The sequence below is a fragment of the Hoeflea sp. genome (genome assembly GCF_984452065.1).
In genome coordinates, this window is record NZ_CFHWAF010000101.1 from 1 (window position 1) to 16896 (window position 16896).

Annotated in this window: 15 protein-coding genes and 1 tRNA gene; 9 read left to right on the plus strand and 7 right to left on the minus strand. The window is 59.5% G+C overall.

What is annotated here, in order from left to right; translation table 11 throughout:
- Together AC5E6N_RS17330 and AC5E6N_RS17335 are read right to left on the minus strand one after the other, a co-directional pair.
- The coding region (locus AC5E6N_RS17330) for an NTP transferase domain-containing protein (RefSeq protein ID WP_491748988.1) at positions 1-783 on the minus strand (783 nt) is incomplete at its 3' end.
- 95 nt (positions 784-878) lie between these two features.
- Positions 879-1622 carry a cytochrome c biogenesis CcdA family protein gene (locus tag AC5E6N_RS17335; RefSeq protein WP_491748989.1) on the minus strand — a complete coding sequence of 248 codons (744 nt, stop codon included), beginning with the start codon at positions 1620-1622 and terminating at the stop codon, positions 879-881.
- Between the two features lie 183 nt (positions 1623-1805).
- Between AC5E6N_RS17335 and AC5E6N_RS17340 the strand changes: the two genes are divergently transcribed.
- Positions 1806-1881: transfer RNA gene (locus AC5E6N_RS17340), tRNA-Lys, on the plus strand.
- Between the two features lie 97 nt (positions 1882-1978).
- On the opposite strand, the gene AC5E6N_RS17345 is transcribed toward AC5E6N_RS17340, so the two are convergent.
- Entirely contained in the window at positions 1979-2371 is a 393-nt protein-coding gene (locus AC5E6N_RS17345; RefSeq protein WP_491748990.1) for a DUF2147 domain-containing protein, read from the minus strand.
- Between the two features lie 203 nt (positions 2372-2574).
- On the opposite strand from AC5E6N_RS17345, the gene AC5E6N_RS17350 reads away from it, so the two are divergent.
- The gene (locus AC5E6N_RS17350) at positions 2575-3300 is read left to right on the plus strand and encodes a GntR family transcriptional regulator (protein WP_491748991.1); all 726 of its coding nucleotides are present in this window, start codon (positions 2575-2577) and stop codon (positions 3298-3300) included.
- Here AC5E6N_RS17350 and AC5E6N_RS17355 read toward each other — a convergent pair.
- The gene (locus tag AC5E6N_RS17355; RefSeq protein WP_491748992.1) at positions 3297-4166 is read right to left on the minus strand and encodes a helix-turn-helix domain-containing protein; all 870 of its coding nucleotides are present in this window, start codon (positions 4164-4166) and stop codon (positions 3297-3299) included. The genes AC5E6N_RS17350 and AC5E6N_RS17355 overlap by 4 nt on opposite strands.
- 142 nt (positions 4167-4308) lie before the next feature.
- Here AC5E6N_RS17355 and AC5E6N_RS17360 point away from each other — a divergent pair, with 142 nt between their 5' ends.
- Genes AC5E6N_RS17360 through AC5E6N_RS17370 form a run of 3 tightly spaced genes read left to right on the plus strand, consistent with a single transcriptional unit; the run spans position 4309 to position 7349 of the window.
- Entirely contained in the window at positions 4309-5211 is a 903-nt protein-coding gene (locus AC5E6N_RS17360; RefSeq protein WP_491748993.1) for a fatty acid desaturase, read from the plus strand.
- Positions 5208-5999, plus strand: coding sequence for a phosphate/phosphite/phosphonate ABC transporter substrate-binding protein (locus tag AC5E6N_RS17365; RefSeq protein ID WP_491748994.1), 792 nt, complete (start codon positions 5208-5210; stop codon positions 5997-5999). Before AC5E6N_RS17360 ends, AC5E6N_RS17365 begins: the two co-directional genes overlap by 4 nt.
- Positions 6000-6035: 36 nt before the next feature.
- Positions 6036-7349: an NAD(P)/FAD-dependent oxidoreductase gene (locus tag AC5E6N_RS17370; RefSeq protein WP_491748995.1), complete on the plus strand. Its 1314-nt coding sequence runs from the start codon at positions 6036-6038 to the stop codon at positions 7347-7349.
- Here AC5E6N_RS17370 and AC5E6N_RS17375 read toward each other — a convergent pair.
- Both AC5E6N_RS17375 and AC5E6N_RS17380 read right to left on the minus strand, forming a co-directional pair.
- Positions 7319-8173: an FkbM family methyltransferase gene (locus AC5E6N_RS17375; protein WP_491748996.1), complete on the minus strand. Its 855-nt coding sequence runs from the start codon at positions 8171-8173 to the stop codon at positions 7319-7321. The two genes, AC5E6N_RS17370 and AC5E6N_RS17375, sit on opposite strands and share 31 nt — an antisense overlap.
- An 83-nt stretch (positions 8174-8256) precedes the next feature.
- The gene (locus tag AC5E6N_RS17380; RefSeq protein ID WP_491748997.1) at positions 8257-10689 is read right to left on the minus strand and encodes a mechanosensitive ion channel family protein; all 2433 of its coding nucleotides are present in this window, start codon (positions 10687-10689) and stop codon (positions 8257-8259) included.
- 220 nt (positions 10690-10909) lie between these two features.
- On the opposite strand from AC5E6N_RS17380, the gene AC5E6N_RS17385 reads away from it, so the two are divergent.
- Genes AC5E6N_RS17385 through AC5E6N_RS17400 form a run of 4 tightly spaced genes read left to right on the plus strand, consistent with a single transcriptional unit; the run spans position 10910 to position 15726 of the window.
- Positions 10910-12181 (plus strand): glycosyltransferase family protein, encoded by a 1272-nt coding sequence (locus AC5E6N_RS17385; protein WP_491748998.1) that lies wholly within the window; start codon positions 10910-10912, stop codon positions 12179-12181.
- Positions 12181-13440, plus strand: a complete 1260-nt coding sequence (locus AC5E6N_RS17390) for a glycosyltransferase (RefSeq protein ID WP_491748999.1) — start codon at positions 12181-12183, stop codon at positions 13438-13440. The genes AC5E6N_RS17385 and AC5E6N_RS17390 overlap by 1 nt, the downstream gene beginning before the upstream one ends.
- The gene (locus AC5E6N_RS17395; RefSeq protein ID WP_491749000.1) at positions 13437-14588 is read left to right on the plus strand and encodes a glycosyltransferase family protein; all 1152 of its coding nucleotides are present in this window, start codon (positions 13437-13439) and stop codon (positions 14586-14588) included. The genes AC5E6N_RS17390 and AC5E6N_RS17395 overlap by 4 nt, the downstream gene beginning before the upstream one ends.
- A 10-nt stretch (positions 14589-14598) precedes the next feature.
- Positions 14599-15726, plus strand: coding sequence for a glycosyltransferase family 4 protein (locus AC5E6N_RS17400; RefSeq protein WP_491749001.1), 1128 nt, complete (start codon positions 14599-14601; stop codon positions 15724-15726).
- 10 nt (positions 15727-15736) lie between these two features.
- On the opposite strand, the gene AC5E6N_RS17405 is transcribed toward AC5E6N_RS17400, so the two are convergent.
- Positions 15737-16896, minus strand: a 1160-nt coding sequence (locus tag AC5E6N_RS17405) for an ABC transporter permease (RefSeq protein WP_491749002.1), incomplete at its 5' end; no start/stop codon positions are given.

A 16896-nucleotide genomic window follows, 5' to 3' on the forward strand; every position in this document is an offset into this window, starting at 1 on the left:
CACCGTTTCCGGCGCCACCAGGGACACGCCGGCCATCATCAGATCGTGCCGCTTGCGCGCCTGCCAGATGGCTTCGACGCGGGCCAGGCCGGCCCGCGTGTCGACGCCGAGGATCTCTTCCACGTCCGCTTCGATGGCGACCACGCTGCCGCCGCGCGCACGCGCAATGCCGACAATATCGGTGAGGTAATACTCGCCCTTTGCGTTGTCGTTGCCGATCGAATCGATCAGATCGAGTGCAAGGCGTCCGGAGATTGCCATCATGCCGCCATTGCAGAAGGTGATTTCCAACTCCTCGGCGGAGGCATCGCGATGCTCGCGAATGGCGCAAAGCTGGCCGTTCTCCTCGATCAGCCGGCCGTACCCCTCGGGATTGCCGGTTCTGAAGCCGATCACGACGACATCGGCGCCGCCGGCGAGCGCTTGGCGTGCCTTGAGCAGCGTTTGCGACGTCACAAGAGGCGTGTCGCCGAAAATGACGAGCAGATCGTCGTAACCCTTTGCGATATCGTCGCGCGCGGCCAGCACCGCGTGGGCCGTGCCGAGGCGTTCGGTCTGCATTCTCGTGGTGGCGGGAACTTTGGGCCCGGCCGCTTCGGCGACCGCGTCGGCATCCCGGCCGACCACCACCGCAAGCGCATCGACGGCGGCATCCCGCGCGGCATTCACCACATGCGCGATCATCGGCAGATTGCCGACGGGGTGCAGCACCTTCGATCGGGAAGACTTCATCCGCGTGCCGTCTCCGGCCGCCAGCACCACTGCCAGACAGCTGCGCGTCATAGCATTCTCCATTCCTTTACCGCCCCACACCATACAGGCGACGTCTAAAGAAATTGTGGTGTGAGGGAAAGCCTTCCCGAGGCCGACCCGGCCGGTCAGCCGATATTGGCGAATGCGGGAAAGGTCTCAAGCAGCCAGAATGCCATGCGCTGCATGCCGCCGGTCAGGAACAGAATGCCGGTCAGGACCAGCAAACCGCCCATCGCCTTTTCGACCAGACCCAGATGGTGGCGGAAGCGGGAGAGGAAACGCATGAACATGCCGGAAAATCCCGCCGCGATCCAGAACGGCACGGCAAGGCCCAGCGAATAGGCCGCAAGCAGAACCGCCCCGTCTCCAACGGTGTCGCGCGCGCCTGCAACGCCCAAAATCGCACCGAGAACCGGACCAATGCACGGTGTCCAGCCGAAGGCGAAGGCAAGCCCCATAATATAGGCGCCGGTCACCGTTGCCGGTGTTCCGCCAACCTGAAACCGCGCCTCGCGCGCCAGGATGCCGATGCGAAACACGCCGAGGAAATGAAGCCCCATGATGATGATCACGACACCGGCGATCTGCGCCAGCACGTCCATGTGGGCGCGCAAAAGCCCGCCGATGCTGGATGCACCCGCCCCCAGGGCAACGAAGACTGTGGAGAAGCCGAGCGTAAAGAAAAACGAGGCGAGCAGGATGGAGCGCCGGGCAACCGCATCGCTTTTGTTTTCCGCCTGAAAATCCTCCACGCTGACGCCGGCCATGTAGCAAAGATAGGGCGGCACCAGCGGCAGGACGCAAGGGGAAAGGAACGACAATCCGCCGGCAAGTATCGCGGCAAGAAGTGATATGTCGGCGATGCTCAAGGTCAAATCCGCTTTGTGTTTGTCATCTTAATAGGACGGCGGGCGATCACGCGCCAGTCACCTTTTCGCGTGGCGTGATGAAATGCCGCAAAGGGCAAATTTTGATGTATTTTTGCTGTTGACCCGATCAGGTCACATGCATATGTTCCGCGCAATTCTTGAGCCCGGCTACCGGGACTTCGGGAGCCGATAGCTCAGCTGGTAGAGCAACTGACTTTTAATCAGTAGGTCCAGGGTTCGAGCCCCTGTCGGCTCACCAATAAAATCATGTCCGTTCCGGAGACATGGGTAACACTTTAGGCCTGAATGGGTTCTTGAGTGGTTCCAGTCTGCATGATGATTACCCGGCCGCCGGGCTATTTCACGCGCGTCCAGTCCTGAGAGCGGCAGATCGGACCCTTGCAGCCGGAAACGACCAGCTTGTCGCCCTTGAGCGCCAGCTTGCCATTGGCCGTTATATTGTTTTCCGGCGACCATATCTTGCCGCCGTCCCACGTACCCGACCCGTCCGATTTCATGTCCCATATCATCTGCCTGCCGACATCCTTGAAGTCGGTGGCAGGCTTGTGGTCGGATGTGAATGCACCGTCTATGATGCCGCACATATTGGCGCCACACGGCTCGATCCTGACCTTGAGATAGGCGCCGTTTCCTGCCGGCTGCGTTTGCCACAAACCGGTGATATCGGCCGCGCCGGCGGCGTTTGCCGACAGCACGATCAGTACCGTTGATACTGCAAGGCGTTTCATGATGCGCGTTCTCCTTGCTCCGGGATTGCCGAGTCGGAATACTATGCAATGGGTTCCATTTCATGGCAGATTTAAAGGCAACGGCGCATTTCACGGCCATGACCAACGGACAACTGCCGTCTGTGACGATGGAATGCCCGCTATCATTGACCAGGAAATATTGATGCACGTTGATGCGTGCCGGAATATCTGAGAGGAATACGATGGGCCCCAACCCGAAACAGACCGGGTCCGGCGCACTGCCAAAAGTCTTTCACACGCGCGACGACCGCAGTCCGTGGCGGCAGCGTTTCGAGCATATTCATCATGTCCTCCGAAAACGCATTACCACGCTGGAATACGAACCGGGCGTGCGGCTGGATGTCGATGAACTCAGCGAGGAATTCGGCGTCAGCAGGACGCCGGTGCGCAATGTTCTCAAACATATGGACCATGAAGGCCTGGTGAAAACCCGCCACGGCGTCGGCACCATCGTTGCGCCGCTCGAGCTTGAGATCATGCTTCAAGCCGTTCAGCTTCGCGTGGAAATCGCTCCTCTTATCGGAACGCTGCAACCCAAACCGATTGACTCTTGCATGATCGAGGCAATGAGCAAGACGCTGGCAGGCTATCACGATTTGCTCGGTCAATCGGATCCGGGCGTGTTCGCCGACGCCGACATGCAATGCCACGCGTCGATCTGCAGGATGATCGGCAACAGCCTGTTGCTGAAAACCTATGACGAGCTTTACTTTCGAACCGCCCGGCTCTGGTTTTACCGCTTGCCCAGCCGGAACTGGGATGAGGAAGTCGGGATCTTCGTCAAAGACATCGAACTGATCCACCGGCTCATGGAATGCAACGACCCGAAGGGTGTCGGCTTCGCCGTGCGCAATGCGATCCAGAACGCTTTCGCCCGCAGTGAAATCCGGTTGGACGAACGCGGCTAACGGTCGGGCGTGACGGAGCCCGAGAGGCCGACAATGAATTCCGACACCCGGTCCGGTCCGTACCGGGCGATCCGGATCAACTGGTCGAAATGGCCGGCCAGCGCCCTGATGTGGTCGACCGAATTGACCACAAGATACATGTTGCCGAGATAGACGGCGGCGCGCAGCGGTCCGAACAGCGTGTAAGGCGCCGCATAACTCTCCCGCCCGTCGTAAAGAAACAGCCGGAAGGTTGGATAGAGCTCGGTAATCAGCGCGACCATATGGTCCAGCTGCTCGCGCCTGATGTCGGCCGGCAGCCCGCGCCACACGCCCTGGCCCTTGGCGAACTGCTCCAGCCTTTGCAGCGGCATGCATACTTCCATGTCCGTTTCCGGCCGCCGCGAATAGGTCAGCTGGTCCTTGGCCAGCTGATCCCTGACCCCGCGATCATCGCGGCCGTGTGTATTGAACTCGAAACTGCGCACCGTTTCGGTTCGCAGCAGATCCGGGAGCGCGCTCGGAACATAGCGGATCTTGTAGCCCATCGCCTCACGGTGCCAGTCGGCGATCATCCGGCTGCCGGTGTCGTCGGTCACCCGCTCGATCTCGAGCATCGGGGCGGTCTCTTCGCCAAACGTATCGACGGCGATCAGCCCCATGAGCCAGTCAAGGGAAACACCGCAGGTCCTGGCGATGGCGCAGAGCGTTTCGGCTCTGGGAAGGCGTGTCGAACCGGGCGCCAGAAACTGGCTGAGCGCCGAGCGATCTATGCCGATACTCTTGGAGAAACGGCTTAGATTAAAGCCCTTCTGGGCGATCAGCAGCGCCATACGGTCACGAAAAATCTCGGCCACATCGCGCTTATCTGTGCGTTCTGTCTCCATTTGTTGTGTAATATCCCGATTTTTCATTAATTTCCATAATTCACATAATCAGATACGTATTCTCTTTTTATTTCGCATATTGCCACATTGTCTACCCTTTATCCCTTGCGCCATAGTGATTGCGTATTTTGGGGACAAAGGAATGATTCTGAAGGACAAAACGGAGTGGCGGACGGCCGCTCTGATCATATTCTGCTACCTGTTGTGGATCGCGCTGCTTATCGGCCTTTCCGCCTATTCCGCCATCGCCGCCGCCATTCTTCTGATTCCGGTGATCACTCTTCACTCTTCACTCCAGCATGAATGCCTGCACGGCCACCCGACACGGTTTCAATGGCTCAACGATGCCATCATGGTTTTGCCTGTCGGCCTTTACATACCGTATATGCGCTTCAAGGATCTGCATCTTGAGCACCATCTGAATGCGCGGATTTGCGACCCCTATGACGATCCGGAAAGCTGGTATGTGTCGCAGTCTTTCTGGCAGCGCCTGCCCGCGCCCGTCAAAGCCGTGTTTCAGATCAACAACACGCTTGCCGGCAGAATGCTGCTCGGACCGGCGATCAGCCTGATACGGCTGGCAATCTCCGACACGCAGGCAGTTGTTTCGGGCGATCGCCGTGTCATGGCGGCTTGGACAGTCCATCTGGTTCTGGTGGTGCCTGTCATCGCCGCCGTGATGATCTGGTCACCTCTTTCACTCTGGTCCTATGCCGCGTGCGCTTATGGCGGCCTGTCGCTGTTGATGGTGCGCACCTATCTGGAGCACCAGGCCGAAGAGAGCCTTCGCGGCCGCTCCGTCATCATCGAAGACAGGGGGCCGTTCAGCGTCCTGTTCCTGAACAACAACCTGCATGCCGTGCATCACGCATATCCGGCGGTTGCCTGGCATCAGTTGCCTTCGCTCTATCGCCGCAATCGCGCCCGGTTTCTTGCCATGAACAAGGGATATCTCTTCAACAGTTACGCCGAGATATTCATGCGCTTTGCTTTCCGCCGCAAGGAAAAGGTGGTTTATCCGCTCGATTGCGGCCCGCCACAATGAGCGCGGGCGATGCCTGCGTCGCCAGCCTGCCAATGTATGACTGGCCGGAGGTCAAACAGGCAAACGATGCTCTTTGGGTGTGCTTGAGGGACAGTCTTCGCACCTTTGGCTTTCCGGCGCCGGATGATTTGTGCCGAAAAGGAGATGCCTGCCATTGGACCGATCCCGGCCTTGTCCTCGGGCAGACCTGCGGCCTGCCTTTTACGAACAGGCTCCGGCAACATGTCAGCATCGTCGGAACGCCGGCCTATGACATCGATTGCGGTGCCGGCTGCTATTACAGCGTCATAGTCGTGCACCGGGCCAACGAAGCGCATGACCTTGCCGATCTTCGTGGCACCAGGGTCGCCTATAACAGCGAGGAGTCTCTTTCCGGATATGCCGTGCTCTGCCATCGTCTCAAAGATCTGACCGCGAGGGAGCGTTTCTTCGGCGACGCGCTCCGGACCGGTTCGCACCGGGCTTCGGTCCAGATGGTGGCCGAAGGCAAGGCGGATGTGGCCGCGATCGATGCCGTTTCATGGCGCCTGGCGCTGCGCCATGAGGTTTTGGCCAGGGACCTGCGCGTTATCGAAAAGACCGACCCTTTGCCCGGCCTGCCATTCATATGCGCGCGGCGTTCCGAGTGGCGCGTCGAGCGCCTGCACCTTGCCGTCGTCGAAGCGATGGCGGCGCTTGACGGCCAGTGCGCCGACGCGTTGCTTTTGACCGGTTTTGCCCAAACGGATGAAGCAGACTACGCTCCCATCAGGCAACGCGCGCGACTTGCGGCCGAGCGTCCGCTTTAGGAGCCTTTTGCAGAAAGCGAACTCAAGGACTTGAGCATGCCCGAACCTTCCTCATACGACGCCGTGATTATCGGAGCCGGTGTTATCGGCGCCTGCACCGCCTATGAACTGGCGAAACGCGGGTGGAGGACACTGTCGGTCGATAAGCTGCCGCAGGCCGGTTACGGTTCCACATCGGGCTCCTGCGCGATCATCCGAACCTATTATTCGACGCTCGAAACCTGCGCCCTTGCCTATGAGGGCTGGCACTACTGGAGCGATTGGGCTCGCTACCTCAATGCCGGGGACGACGAAGATCTGATCAGTTACCGCGATATCGGCTGCCTTGTGGTCAAGACGGATCAAAACCATCACCTGCAGCGCGTCTGTGCGATCATGGACCAGATCGGCTGTCCCTATGAGCACATCGAGCCGCAGGACATCGCGCGGTACATGCCGAACCCGGATCTGCACCAATTCCATCCGGCCAAACTGCTGGACGATGACGGATTCGGGCTTCCGACCGGGCCGCGGATCGACGGGGCGGTGTTCTTTCCGCGAGGCGGTTACGTCAACGATCCGAAGCTGGCCGCGTTCAACGCGCAATGCGCCGCGCAGCGCCGCGGCGCGGAGTTTGCGTTCAACCGGACCGTGACCGGCATCACCCGGTCGGGCGGACGCGTCAGCGGCGTCGTGCTTGACGGGAACCACGCGATCGAAGCGCCGGTGGTGATCAATGTCGCCGGGCCGCACTCATCGGCGATAAACAGGCTATGCGGTGTCGATGCCGGAATGAACATCACGACACGGGCCCTTCGCCATGAGGTTGCTCATGTGAAGGCGCCGCAGGGCGTCGACTTCGACAAGCAGGGTGTCGTGTATTCCGATGGCGACATCGCCGCCTATTGCCGGCCGGAAGTCGGCAACAATGTTCTCATCGGCTCGGAGGATCCGCCCTGCGATGAACAGATCTGGGTCGACGACCCGGACAATTACGACGACAGCTTTTCGGATCAGTGGAACGTTCTTGTCATGCGCATGGCGCAGAGATTTCCCGACCTGCCGATCCCGTCCAGAGCGAGGGGAACGGTCGCCCTTTATGATGTCACCGAGGATTGGATACCGATTTACGACCGCAGCGATCTGGACGGCTTCTATATGGCTGTCGGCACCAGCGGGAATCAGTTCAAGAACGCCCCGGTGGCTGGTGGCATGATGGCCATGTTGATCGACGCATGCGAGAACGGCCACGACCACGACGCCGATCCGGTGCGGTTTCATCTGCAAAATGTCGGCCTGGATGTGTCGATGGCCAGTTTTTCGCGCAATCGCGCAGTCAATCAGGATTCCAGTTTTTCCGTCATCGGATGAAGCAAAAGCAGGTTCTCGCCCGTGTCTCCGGCGACGGAATAACCGAGCTTCTCCAGTTCGCCGACACAGTCCGACTGCCAGTGTTGCCGCAGCACCGTCTCGATCAACACGGCGGCGGGCCAAAGCGTTTTGTTTTCCTCCGTCATCAGGGGAAGAAGCGCGCGGTCCTCGAACCCTTCGATATCGATCTTCAAGAGATCAATGCGCCGGATGAGCCGCTTCTTCAAAGCCTCCGCAATCGGTGTGACCCTGATCTCGACAAACTCATGATCGGTTGCCGCTTCCGGCAGGATTGACGCCGTGCCGATATTGGTCCCGCCGCTGGAATAAAGCCGCAGCCTTTCGTTCTTGACGCCAACGCCCTGATTGATTGCCTCGATACCGCTCCCGGCGTTGGCTTTGATGTTGAACGACAATTTGGCGTAGGTTCTCGGATGCGGTTCGAATGCGAGTATCTGGGCGTCCTCGCCGCAGCGTTCGGCGACAAAGAGGCTGTAGGTGCCGATATTTGCGCCGATATCGACAAAGACCATACCCGGCTTCACATAGGGGCCGATCAGGCGCCGCTCCGGCATCTCGGGAAGACAGCCGCGGCCAACGGCGATCCGGTCGCAATAATTCTCCATCGGATAGGCGCGGATCCGAACGCCTTCCGCCTCCACATCGTAAGGGCCGGGAAATCCGCGTGCGAAGTTCTTTCGAATATATTTGCGCGTCTTGCGGGCGATGCGGCGGTGGGTCGCCAGTTTCCAGATCAGTTTCGGTACGAGGCCGGGCCGGCGAGCGCCGAATTCTGAAATCAGATCAAGCTCCCGCCCCTTCATGCGTCCACCGCCCCGCTTCCTTTCGCCCGCCCTGACTGTTGCCGAATCCGTAACGAATTACAACAAAAACGTGAACGCGCGCTTCATCGACCTGGCTTGGCGGCACCGGCCGCCTCGCGTTGGGCTTCCTCCTCATCGATCAGGCTGCGAACGGATCCGGTGATGGCCTCCTTTTGCTCCGGCGTCAGGTTGTTCGCCTGACTTTCCTCCGCCAGACGGACGGTCACCTCACGATGCGCGAAGGTGATCCCTTCTTTCTCGAAAAGGTCGCGGATGGCCCCGTAGATGACCTTGCGGGTCACGAACTGATCACCGGGACGGGTCATGAATTTGACCCGGATGATCATGGCGGAGTCCTCCATGGCATAGACACCCTGCGACTTGAGCGGCTGGAGAAACAGGTGGCCGATCTGGTCGTGCTCGAGCAGTTCCTGCCCGAGCTTCTTGATCAGCTTGCGCACACGCTCGACATCCGTGCCGTAGGTCAGCCTGAGCGGCAGCTTCATCATCACCCAGTCACGCGAATAGTTCGTCAGCTGCTTGATCTCCCCGAAAGGAATTGTGTGGACCGCGCCGAGATGATGGCGCAGTTGGAACGAACGCATCGATATCTTCTCGATCACGCCCTTTACGGTGCCGACTTCAATGTACTCGCCCTTTCGGAAAGCGTCGTCGACCAGGAAGAAGACGCCGGAGAAGATGTCCCGTATGAGTGTTTGGGCTCCAAAGCCGATTGCGAGGCCGACAACACCGGCACCGGCGAAAAGCGGCGCGATATTGACTCCCCAGTCGGACAGAATGAAGGCGACGGAAACCATGACGAGGAGCACGACGAATACGCTGCGGAAGATGGGAAGCAGTGTCGCCATGCGCGATTCACCGATGCCGCCTTCGCTGTCGCCGTCGCCGGGGCTGGCGGGTGTATCGTCAAGCGACCCGCCCTCTTCGATGATCTTCTGGTCGATAAAGAGATTGACGGCCTGGTAGGCCAGATAGGTGTAGACGATGATGAGGATGCTATCGAGGACCGTCGCCAGCGGATGGCCGCCGATCCGGTCATAGTCGACGCCCCAGAGCCGCCCGAGTTCCCCGACTGCGAAGACAAAGATCAGTGTGACGATCGCATTTTCAATCAGCCGTTTGAACAGCGGCTTGTATTCGAGCGGGATGTGTTCGTCCGCCGGCGGTTCGACATGGTGAACGATCATCTCTTCGCCTTCGCCGACCAATGCCTCCTCGTCGGCCTCCGCCTCCGCGGCCATGCGCTCCGCCGCCTCACGGCGCCGGGCTTCGGCGCGTGCGCGGCGCAGCTTTATGATCTGTATGCGCCGGAAGTTCTTTTCCCGCCTCTCATATATCCGGTCGAGAACGACAATGGCGATGGCATAGACAAGCGCGCCGCCGATGAAGACGATCATCGGCGCCATAATGATGGTGTAGCCTCCCGGAAGGCCAAGCGCGAGCCTGAAGGAACTGACGACCCAGGACACCGCTATGTAGATCAGCATCAAGGGCGTGACGGCCCGGGCGGCGAATTTGCGCCACCTGGTGTGCCCGCCGTCTTGGCCTGCGCCGAGGACGATATCATGTGTGTCCTTGCTGTGCCTGATCGTCAGCGCGGCGATCAGGATGCAGACAAGGCCGACACCGCCGATGGCCAGGAGACGGTAGCTGTTGTCCTCGATACCAAGTCCGCGCACCCAGGCGACAATGCCGAGTATGAAGCTCGCGGCGACGGCAACGAAAATCCAGTCATTGTAGAGCTTGCGGGCACGCCGGTCATCGAGGTTGATCATGCGGTGCGTCGGTATGTCCGGCGCAAAGAAATTCAGCATGATGACGTAGCGGAAAATCCGGTAGCAGGCATAGGTCGCAACGATGGTGAAGATCGTCATTCGGGACGGTTCGTGTTCGTAGTCGAGAACCACCGCAACCAGGATTGTCACCGAAAACATGATCGCCGTTGAAAACATGATCAGGCCGCCGCGCATCATCAGATAGGTCAGCTTGTCCGCGCGCGTCAGATTTTCGTCTTTGTAGTGGGAACGGAATTGATCACGCATCCAGCGGGACACGAATTTGTAGATACCGAGACCGAGCGCCATGCCGAACAGGGCGGTGCCGACCGCCCAGGCAAGCCACCAGGGCGTGCCGTCGTAACTTGACTTCTCCAGCGCATCGACAAGCTTTTCCCGGAAGTTTCCGATGCCTTCGATCATTCCCCTTATGTTGTTGCGCGCCATCAGCAGCATTTCGCTGTTCATGGCCATTGGCGCGGCGCTGTCGCTCCGATCGCCGCCGGCAGATGGCGGAGCGATAACGATCACGGTGGATCCGTCCGCCCTGGCATCCTCAATCAGCGTATTCAGGGCGTCCGAACTGCTCTTTTCCGCCTCCTGCGCGCCGCCGCTCAGCGAATCAAGGATGGCGGTCTGTGCAAAACCGGCCTGCGGGACAGCCAGCAGAACGAGAAACAACACCGATATTTTGATGAATTCGACCAAAGCGGATTTCATCGCTCCCCCTTGCTGCCGAGCAGCTTATTGTTGTGATCAACGGGCCGACCGGCGGCACACTACCAGCTTATCCCCGCGACAAACCAGACAAAATACCTGCTCGGACCGCTCAACTTGCTTCACAATCGCGCAAATCCTCAGTGACATCCTCAAAACGGCGACTTATCTACAAGCGCGTGAAATCCGATGATTTATCTGTTAAAGCCCTGTCAGGGCATGTTTGATAAGTCGGAAACCGGATGGACAGAATAAGGCTCTGAACCTCAACCATGGCACGTCGGGAACTTTCAGCATAACAACGCATCTCATCCTTTACAGCCACGACACGTTCGGTCTCGGGCATATCAGGCGAAATCGCAAGATAGCGAGATCGCTCGTTGAGGCGTTCCCGTCTCTGACCGCGACGATCATCACCGGGACGGGATTGTCCGGTGAATACGCGGCCCATCCGCGCATCCGGTATTTCGAAATCGATCAGGTGGAAAAACTGCCGGACGGACATTACCGGTCCGCAGACCCCGAACTGAGCTTCGAACAGGCGATTGACGCGCGAAAGCGCAGTATCAACGAGTTTTTGCGGCGCCAGCCGGCGGACATCTTCATTGCCGACAAGGAGCCGCTCGGGCTCGGCGGCGAATTGTCGGAGGCACTGGAGTTTCTCAGAGCACAGGGCACCACCCTGGTGCTGGGCTTGCGCGACGTGCTGGACGAACCCGAGAAGCTTCAGGAGGAGTGGAAAAACAAGGGCATATTCGACGCAATTGAAGGACTTTACGATCATATATGGGTCTATGGATCGCCCGACTTCTACGATCCGCTGCAGGGCCTGGATCTGCCGCCATCCGTCGTGTCGCGGTGCAGCTATACGGGCTATCTCTACCAGCCGCATCCGGAGTTCGAACAGCGGCCCCAGGCCGGCTTGCCGGACGATTATCTGCTGGTCACGGCCGGCGGCGGCGGCGACGGCGAATTCCTGATGAACGCCGTCCTGAGCGCCTATGAGGAAGACCCTTCGATGCCCTGCCCCGCGGTGCTCTTGTTGGGTCCGTTCTCGAATGGCGTCCATGAAAAGGACATCCGGTCCCGTGCCAAGCGCATTTCGGGCACCACGGTGATCGGCTTCAACACCGAACCGGAAACGCTGATCCGGCATTCGCGCGCCGTGATCGGCATGTGCGGCTACAACACATTTTGCGAGGTCATTGCGCGCGACAGGCAGGTTCTGTTCGTTCCAAGACAGACGCCGCGCATGGAACAGCTGATCCGGGCGGAACGGGCCAAGGCTCTGGGGCTCTGCGAGGTCGTAAAAGGGGACCAGGCCGTTAATCCGGCCGGCTTCGCGGCGCACATACGATCGCTTATCCGCCGCGCGGAAAATCCGGTACCGGGCTACAAGCTCGATACATCCGGCCTTCAGCGGATCGGAGAAAAGGTCGGGACCATTCTTGCGGCGCGGAACCATCCGTCATTGCAGGTCGAGCGCGTAGGCTGATGAGCGGAACGATTGCGGTCATTTTGAAGGGTTATCCGCGGCTGTCGGAAACGTTCATCGCGCAGGAGATTCTCGAGCTCGAGCGTGCCGGTTTTTCGCTGCGTCTGTTTTCCCTTCGCCATCCTACGGACAAGCAGCGTCATCCCATCCATTCGGAAATCAAGGCTCCGGTGACGTATCTGCCGGAATATCTGCATGAGGAACCGTTGCGGGTGCTGCGGGGATGGCTGGCCAGCCGAAAACTGCCCGGTTATCGTTCCGCCCTGAGGCGGTTTCTCAAGGATCTTCTTCGCGACCGCACCCGCAACCGTATCAGACGGTTTGGCCAGGCGCTGGTCATGGCGAATGAACTGCCGGCGAATACCGAATGGCTTTACGTTCATTTCATCCATACACCCGGCTCAGTGACGCGATATACGCATCTCATGACCGGCAAGGGCTGGAGCTGCTCGGCCCACGCGAAGGATATCTGGACCTCTCCTGACTGGGAGTTGTCGGAAAAACTCGATGATGCCGCCTGGACGGTCACCTGCACGAAGGCGGGACATGAGCACCTTCAGTCGCTGTGCAGCCATCCGGATACGGTGCACCTGGTCCACCATGGAATTGACCTGAAACGTTTTCCTCAGCCGAAACATGCGCCTTCCCCGCGTGACGGAAGCCGGGAGGCGGAGCCGGTGAGGATCGTCACGGTGGGCCGTGCGGTCAAAAAGAAAGGCCTTGATACGCTGGTCAACGCCCTCGCGCTGCTTCCGCCTGACCTGCATTGGCAATGGACCCATATCGGCGGCGGCGTTTTGTCGGATCAGCTCAAACACCAGATTGAAGAGCTCGGCCTCAAGGACCGGGCTCGCATGCTCGGCTCCAAAGAGCAGGCGTTCGTCTTAAAGACCTATCGTGAAAGCGATCTCTTCGTGCTGCCGTCCCGGATCGCGCCGGATGGAGACCGTGACGGCTTGCCCAATGTTCTGGTCGAAGCGCAAAGCCAGGGCCTCGCCTGCATCTCAACGCCCATATCCGGTATTGTCGAACTGATCGAAGACGGCGAGAACGGCATTCTGGTCAAGCCCGACGACGAGACCGCACTGGCCGCGGCTGTCGAAAAACTTGCAAGAGACCCGGCAGAACGCGGTCGCATGGGACAAAACGGTGCAAGGAAAGTCTCTTCTTCGTTTGACCATCTCCTGGAGATACAACACCTCATAAAGCTGTTTGGGGATAAGGGGCTGCCGCCGGCCTTAAAAGACGCAGCGCAATGAACCGTGATGTAAAAGTCCTTTACTACGTTCAGCATCTGCTGGGCGTCGGCCATGTGTTTCGAACGATGCGGATTGTGGAAGCGCTGACGCGCAGCGGTTTTGCCGTTGATGTGATCCATGGCGGCGAGAAGCTCTCCAATGTCACCGCTTGCGGGGCCAGGGTTCATTTCCTGCCCGCCCTCACCTCCGACAAGGGCGACTTTTCAAAGCTCATTACGCACGACGGCCGCGTTGCGGACGGTGCTTACAAGGCCGACCGGCGCGACCGCATATTGAGCATTCTGGACGCCACGGACCCGGACTTGCTCATCACCGAAGCCTTTCCCTTCGGCCGCCGGCAGATGCATTTTGAACTGCTGCCGCTGATGGAAACCGTCTCGGCACGCCGTGGTCGGCCTCAGGTCTTTTGTTCGGTCCGCGATATCCTGCAGGAAGGCAACAAGGTCAAAAAGGACCGGCAGACGGCCGATTTGCTGAACCGGTATTTCGATGGGGTCCTTGTCCACGGCGACCCCGGACTTGTTGACCTTTCGGCAACCTTCCCGTTTGCCTCCGAGATCGCGGACATTACCCATTACACCGGCATCGTCACGCCGTCGGCATCTAAGGAACCGCCTGCCGATGATGACCGCTTCGATGTCGTGGTATCGGTTGGCGGCGGCATGCTGGGCCGGGAACTCGTGCGTGCGGCAGCGCAGGCAAAGCCGGGGACGGAGCTTGCCACGGCCCGGTGGTGTCTGTTGACCGGTCCTTTCATGGACAAGGCGGATCTTGCCGGGCTTGACGCGTCCGATATCGAAATCCGGCCATTCGTGCCTGACCTTTGCGCGACCTTGAGGTCAGCCAAACTCTCCATTTCTCTTGCCGGATACAATACAATCGCCGACGTCATGGCAGCCGGATGCCGGGCGGTCATCGCACCCCAGTGGAACGACAAGGAAACGGAACAGCTGCGCAGGGCCGAACTTCTCGCCGATAGGAAACTGGCGGTCATGCTCTCACATGAGGAAAAAACGCCGGAGCACATTGGCAGTGCGATCTCCCGCGCTTTGGCCATGCCACCGCCCGACTGGAGCCAAATCCGCCAGGGTGGGGCTGAAGAGACAGCGCGAATTCTGCAACGCGTCACGGCCCGGGCAGTCTCTTGAGCCGTTTGCCATGACCAGGACAATCGCCTTTTACGCGCCACTCAAATCTCCGGATCATCCCATTCCGTCCGGAGATCGCGAAATCGCTCGGCTGATGATGCGCGCTCTGCGGCTGGCGGGCTATTCGGTGACACTTGTTTCAGAGGTGATCAGCTATCAGAAACGACCTTCCCAAGAGCTTTACGACAAGCGCCGGGCAGATGTGGCGGCCGAGGAAGAGCGCATAACACGTCTTTGGCAGACGGATCCCGACGCGGCGCCTGACGTCTGGTTTACCTACCATCCCTATTGCAAGTCTCCGGACTGGCTGGGGCCGGGCCTCTCGCAGCGTTTCGATATTCCTTACGTCACGGCGGAGGCCTGCCGCACCAATCAGGGCGGAGCGGATGACTGGCTGAAGGGCCGCAGTGCCGTTCAGGACGCCGTACGGAAGGCGGACGCCAACTTTGTGCTGAAGGACAGCGACTGGCGCTACCTGGAAACCGTCCTGCCCGACATGAAAACGGCCATCCGAATTCCACCTTTTATCGATCTTTCTCAGCAGCCGCGGCGGAGCGGCAACCGTGGGGCACCTAACAAACCGCCGGTTATCCTTGCGGCCGGAATGATGCGGCCTGGCGCCAAAGCGAAAAGTTATCAATGGCTTGCGCAGGCGCTGGAACGGGTCATGGATCTCGACTGGACGCTGGTGGTCGCCGGGGACGGTCCCGAGCGAGACACAATCGCCGGGCAACTCAAATTTGCAGGCAACGAGCGCATCCGGTTTTTGGGCAGCGTTGCCCATGAGGATATGTTCGGGCTCATGGACCGCAGCGACCTGTTCCTTTGGCCGGGTGTCGGCGAAGCCATCGGCCTCGTCTATCTTGAAGCGCAGTCAAGGGGTTTGCCGGTGGTGGCGTTTGAGACCGCCGGTGTGCCCCTGGTCGTGGAGAGTGGCGTCGGTGGTCTGCTTAGCGAGGCGGACGACGTCAACGCGTTGTCCCGGTCGGTGCGAAAATTGCTGAACGATGCTGCGCTAAGAGACCAGCTCGGAAAGCGCGGCCATGACTATGTTCGTGACCGGCACGATGTGCGTGCAGTCGCGCGGACATTCAAATCGGTCATAGACAGCGTCGTGGAACGACGCACGACTGCCTGAACAGCATGTCCTAATTGTACGGATCGGCTGCGTCCCTCAGCCCGTCACCCATGAAATTGAAGGCCAGGATCACAAGGATGACCGGCACCACCGGCAGTATCAGCCATGGATAGAGCACGACCACGTTGATGTTCTGCGCTTCGTTCAGAAGCACACCCCAACTGGTGACCGGCGGACGGAGGCCGAGACCAAGGAAGCTCAGCGATGTCTCGCCGAGGATCATGGCGGGGATGGTGATCGTCGCCGAGGCGATGAGATGGCTCATGAAGCCCGGTATGAGGTGGCGCAGGATAATGCGCCGGGGTTTGGCCCCCATGAGCTGCGAGGCAAGGACGTAATCTTCCTCTCGCAGGGATAGGAGTTTCGATCGCACGGCGCGGGCAAGCCCCGTCCAGTCGAGCAGCCCCAATATTATGGTGATCCCGAAATAGACCAATATCGGGCTCCAGGTGACCGGTAATATGGCGGCCAGCGCCATCCAGAGCGGTATGCTGGGTATCGATTGCAGAACCTCGATGATGCGCTGGACGACCACATCGACCCAGCCGCCGTAGTAGCCCGCCAGCCCGCCGATCGTGATGCCGAGGACAAAGCTGACCGCAATGCCGATCAGGCCGATGGTGATCGATATACGCGCGCCGTAGATGATGCGCGAGAACATGTCCCGCCCGAGCCTGTCGGTGCCGAACAGGAACAGGGTTCCGCCGTCCTCGACACAAAAGAGGTGCTTGCTGGAATCGAAGAGGCCCCAGAGCTTGTACGGATCGCCATCGCAAAAGAAATGGATGGCGTAGCTCTTGTCGTAATTCACCGCATATTCGCGTTTCATCACCTCCAGATTGAGTGTGCGAACGCGCTGGTAGACCCTCGGCCCGACGAACTCCCCGTCTTCGAAAAGATGAATCCCTTGCGGCGGCGCGTAGATATGATTGACGTGCCGGCGCGCCAGATCATAGGGCGCGAAGAACTCGGCAAAGGTGATGATGAAATAGCAAAACAGCAAGAACACCGCCGAGTAGAGCGCGAGCTTGTGCCGCTTGAATTTCCACCAGATCAGCTGCCGCTGGGATGCGAAGTAGAACTTCTCCTGCTCCGGCGTCAGTTTTTCGGCGGCCAGTGGATCGAACGGCTCGGTCGAAACATAGTGCCCGATCTCTTCTCCGGGCTCCG

Coding starts and splice junctions, on each gene's coding strand:
- AC5E6N_RS17345 (WP_491748990.1), bottom strand. CDS start 2,371: ATGAAACGCCTTGCAGTATCAACGGTACTGATCGTGCTGTCGGCAAAC.
- AC5E6N_RS17350 (WP_491748991.1), top strand. CDS start 2,575: ATGGGCCCCAACCCGAAACAGACCGGGTCCGGCGCACTGCCAAAAGTC.
- AC5E6N_RS17355 (WP_491748992.1), bottom strand. CDS start 4,166: ATGGAGACAGAACGCACAGATAAGCGCGATGTGGCCGAGATTTTTCGT.
- AC5E6N_RS17360 (WP_491748993.1), top strand. CDS start 4,309: ATGATTCTGAAGGACAAAACGGAGTGGCGGACGGCCGCTCTGATCATA.
- AC5E6N_RS17365 (WP_491748994.1), top strand. CDS start 5,208: ATGAGCGCGGGCGATGCCTGCGTCGCCAGCCTGCCAATGTATGACTGG.
- AC5E6N_RS17370 (WP_491748995.1), top strand. CDS start 6,036: ATGCCCGAACCTTCCTCATACGACGCCGTGATTATCGGAGCCGGTGTT.
- AC5E6N_RS17375 (WP_491748996.1), bottom strand. CDS start 8,173: ATGAAGGGGCGGGAGCTTGATCTGATTTCAGAATTCGGCGCTCGCCGG.
- AC5E6N_RS17380 (WP_491748997.1), bottom strand. CDS start 10,689: ATGAAATCCGCTTTGGTCGAATTCATCAAAATATCGGTGTTGTTTCTC.
- AC5E6N_RS17390 (WP_491748999.1), top strand. CDS start 12,181: ATGAGCGGAACGATTGCGGTCATTTTGAAGGGTTATCCGCGGCTGTCG.
- AC5E6N_RS17395 (WP_491749000.1), top strand. CDS start 13,437: ATGAACCGTGATGTAAAAGTCCTTTACTACGTTCAGCATCTGCTGGGC.
- AC5E6N_RS17400 (WP_491749001.1), top strand. CDS start 14,599: ATGACCAGGACAATCGCCTTTTACGCGCCACTCAAATCTCCGGATCAT.